The sequence below is a fragment of the Mesorhizobium sp. M0106 genome, from assembly GCF_040322715.1.
Classification (GTDB): domain Bacteria; phylum Pseudomonadota; class Alphaproteobacteria; order Rhizobiales; family Rhizobiaceae; genus Mesorhizobium.
The window spans coordinates 1-3,574 of the sequence record NZ_JAMYUA010000101.1; the positions used below are offsets into that span (position 1 = coordinate 1).

The 3,574-nt window shown below is 59.5% G+C and carries 2 protein-coding genes; both read right to left on the bottom strand.

Annotation, left to right across the window (positions count from 1 at the left end; genetic code table 11):
* Positions 1–27 precede the first annotated feature (27 nt).
* Entirely contained in the window at positions 28–1,773 is a 1,746-nt protein-coding gene (locus tag NKJ55_RS35085) for a type I secretion system permease/ATPase (RefSeq protein WP_352453881.1), read from the bottom strand.
* 97 nt (positions 1,774–1,870) lie between these two features.
* A complete protein-coding gene (eglC, locus tag NKJ55_RS35090; RefSeq protein WP_352453882.1) occupies positions 1,871–3,262 on the bottom strand; it encodes an endo-1,3-1,4-beta-glycanase EglC in 1,392 nt (463 codons plus the stop codon).
* Positions 3,263–3,574 lie beyond the last annotated feature (312 nt).

Consider the following 3,574-nt stretch of genomic DNA (forward strand, 5'->3'; position numbering starts at 1 on the left):
CGATCGCGGATGCCGCGTGTTGGGTCATCAGTGTGTCGCCTCCTCAGGGCCGGAGACGACCTTCAGGGGAACGCCGCCCGAACGGGTTACCTTGCTCAAGACCTCATTCTTGGGGCCAAACGCCTGGACACGGCCGTTGGCCATGACGAGTACCTGATCCAGGCTTGCTAGGGCGCTCGGCCGATGGGCGACGACGACAGCAATGCCGCCTCGCGCCCGCACGCCCTCAATTGCAGCCGCCAGCGCGGCCTCCCCTTCGGAATCGAGGTTGGAATTGGGCTCGTCCAAGATAACCAGGAACGGATCGCCATAAAGGGCCCGTGCGAGCGCAACCCGCTGTCGCTGGCCCGCCGAAAGCGCCGACCCGGCCTCGCCGATCCGCGTTTCGTAGCCTTCCGGCAGATGGACGACAAGGTCATGAACGCCGGCCGCGCGCGCAGCCGCCAGTATCTTGTCCGAAGAGGCTTGAGGTTCGAAGCGTGCGATGTTCTCGGCAATGGTGCCATCGAACAGTTGCACATCCTGCGGCAGATAGCCGACATGGTTGCCCAGTTCTTGCGGCGACCACTGGTCGAGCGTTGCTCCGTCCAGCCTGACGGTCCCGCGGGCTGGAAGCCATATCCCGGCTATTGCTCGGACAAGCGATGATTTTCCAGACGCGCTCGGTCCGACGATGCCAAGGCCGGCACCCGTTTCTAGCGCGAACCCGACGTCCTGCACAACCACACGACGCTCGCCGGGTGGCGTGACGCAGATGCTTTCTACCGCAAGAGAAGATACAGGTGCAGACAGCGAGACACTCGTGGCAGTTTCAGGAAGCAGGGCCAAAAGCTGGCTCAGCCGGGTCCATGCCTGGCGAGCACTGACGAAACCCTTCCAGTGGGCGATAGCCAGTTCGACCGGCGCGAGCGCCCGGCTCATCATAATCGAACTGGCGATCATAATACCGGCTGTCGCTTCTTGATGAATGACCAGATAGGCGCCGATCGCCAGTATACCCGACTGCAGCATCATGCGCAGGATCTTCGAGATCGTGCCGAGCGTCCCAGCCAGATCGCTGGCTCTTGCGTTCGTGTTGAGAAAGTCGGCGTTGACGCTTGACCAGCGCTCGGCGATGCGCGCGCCAAAGCCCATCGCCTGCAGAGCCTCTGCATTGCGACGCGTCGCCTCAGCAAGCGTATTGCGCGCTGCCGCCTGGCTGTTTGCCCTCTTCGCAGGCTCCCTGGTGCGAACTTCGGCAAGCACAGTCAGGCTCGAGAGAATGATGGCGCCTGCCAGCGCCGTCATGCCGATCCAGAGATGGAACAGGAAGCATATTGCCAGATACAGCGGCATCCAGGGCAGATCGAAAAGCGCAGTCGGACCAGTGCTCGACAGAAACGAACGCACCTGGTCAAGATCCCGCAACGACTGAAGGCCGTCGCCTGGGAGCTTGGTGCGCAACGGCAAACGCATAAGGGCGGTATAGACTTGCCCACTCAATCGCGCATCCAAAGCCATCCCGATGCGCACAAGCAACCGCGACCGGATAAGCTCAAGAACCCCTTGGAAAATGAACAGCATGCTGGCAAATACGGCAAGCCCGACAAGCGTCGGCACACTGCGGCCGGGTACGACCCGATCATAGACCTGCAGCATGAAGAACGAGCCGGTCAGCGCCAGAACATTGACGACGCCGCTCATCAGGGCAATTCCAGCGAACGCGCGGCGGAAAGAAGCCAAAACCGCAGCGAGGATTGTTCGTGGCGGCTCGGACGAATGGGAATGCGACATCGCCTTCACATCGGTTCCAGTTCGGTCCCCGGCGCAAGGATCGTGCCCGCAATCAGGCTCGGTGTCTCCATACCGCAGCCACCGTCAGGTGTTGCGCCTAGATATGCCAATCGTTCAGCGCGTACGCGTGGATGTAGTCGATCTGCATTTCCGCAGGTGTCGCAAGCCCGTCGGCGGGCGCTCCCGCCAGGCCACCAACCGCCAGATCGACCAGCATATGCATGGGGTCGTGCATATCGGAAGGCGTTGCGGCACGAGCAACTTCGATGTCGTCGAAATACCAGACGAGTTCGTCTTTTGTCCACAGCACTCCGTAAGTGTGAAACCCTTCGGTATCGGCGGCATAGGCCGTCGAGGACACTGTCGTATGAGTTCCCGTCTCGTTGGAGTGGCTTGTCAGAATGAGCTTGTTTGGATCCTGACCGAGCATTTCCACGACGTCCAGTTCCGGTGGCCAGGAGCCGTCAGCCGGGAGAAGCCAGAAGGCCGGCCATACACCTTGCTTTTGGGGCATGTCGGCCCGAATTTCGAAATAGCCGTAGGTTTGTGCGAAGGATTCATAGGTCGTCAGCAAACCTGACGTGTATTTGTAATCGTTTATGTAGGGCTGGATTGCCGCGGGAGCCTGGGCCGCGGTAATCGTGAGAACACCGTCCTCAACACTGAACGGGTTGACCGAACGCGTCGGGGCGTAGTTGGTGTCGATATACCATTCAAGCTCCTTGTTGCTCGTGAGCGAGCTGCCGTTCGCGGCACCCCACCAGAAGTTCGAGTCCCAGGTACCGCTCGAGCCATTCCACAGGTTGAGCGTGTTGAACTCGTCCGAGAAGGTAAGTTCCAGATGCGACCTGTCCAGGGCCAGATCGAACTGGCCTGGGGTGAACTGGTCGACGGTCTTGTTGGCGAAAACGAGAAATTCGTCATCGGACAGATTAAGTTGGACGTTCGCTCCCGACTGAACCATGTTGGCGTGCACGTCCTCGAAGGAGGTGAAGCCGTAACTCCCGACACGCACGGTATCGTCGACGCCAAAATCGAGGATCCGGTCACTGCCGTTGCCGGGGGTCACGACGAAAATGTCCGCCCCGGATCCGCCCTTGAGAACGTCATCCCCCTGCAAGCCGTCGAGCGTCTGTTGGCCGGAGCCGCCGGCAACGATGTTGTTTAGCGCGTTTCCGAAAGCATAGTGTTTGTCGCCGGTGACCGTCAGGTTTTCGAAATTCGCCGGGAGCTTGTAACTCATCCAGGTCGATATGGTGTCGACACCCTCGTTGGGCAGCTCGACCGCTTTGTTTTTGGATGAATACAGATAATAGATGTCATCGCCCTTGCCGCCGTACATCGTGACGGTGACGCTACCGTCGGCGTACATCGAGTCGTTGTAGATGCTGCCATAAAGTGTCGGGCCGGAATTCGTCGCCGAATACCACTTTACGGAGGATCCGCTGTAGGGGAGTGGAACACCCTTGGCGTTCAATACGTTGGCCATTTTGGTCCTTTCTCCTCTTTCTCGCCTCGATATCGGGCCTAACACCTATTGAGACCAAAAGGAGCCATTACCATTTAGCCTTCGAGCTTAGAGGGTTACCAAAAGTTTAATATTCAGCGGAGCCACTTGCCCGGGGGCCGCCTCACCCCTTCAAGGCACAAGGCGTGGCACCCGGCGCCTGCCGCTCTGCTTCGGCCGGTCGCAATCTTAGACGTATGGCCGTTGCGCAGGACGCAAGCTTGTTGTCAGGTGCATGACGCGGTGCGTCAAATGCAGCTTTGGCGATGGCGGGCGCGCTGCATTGTTGATATT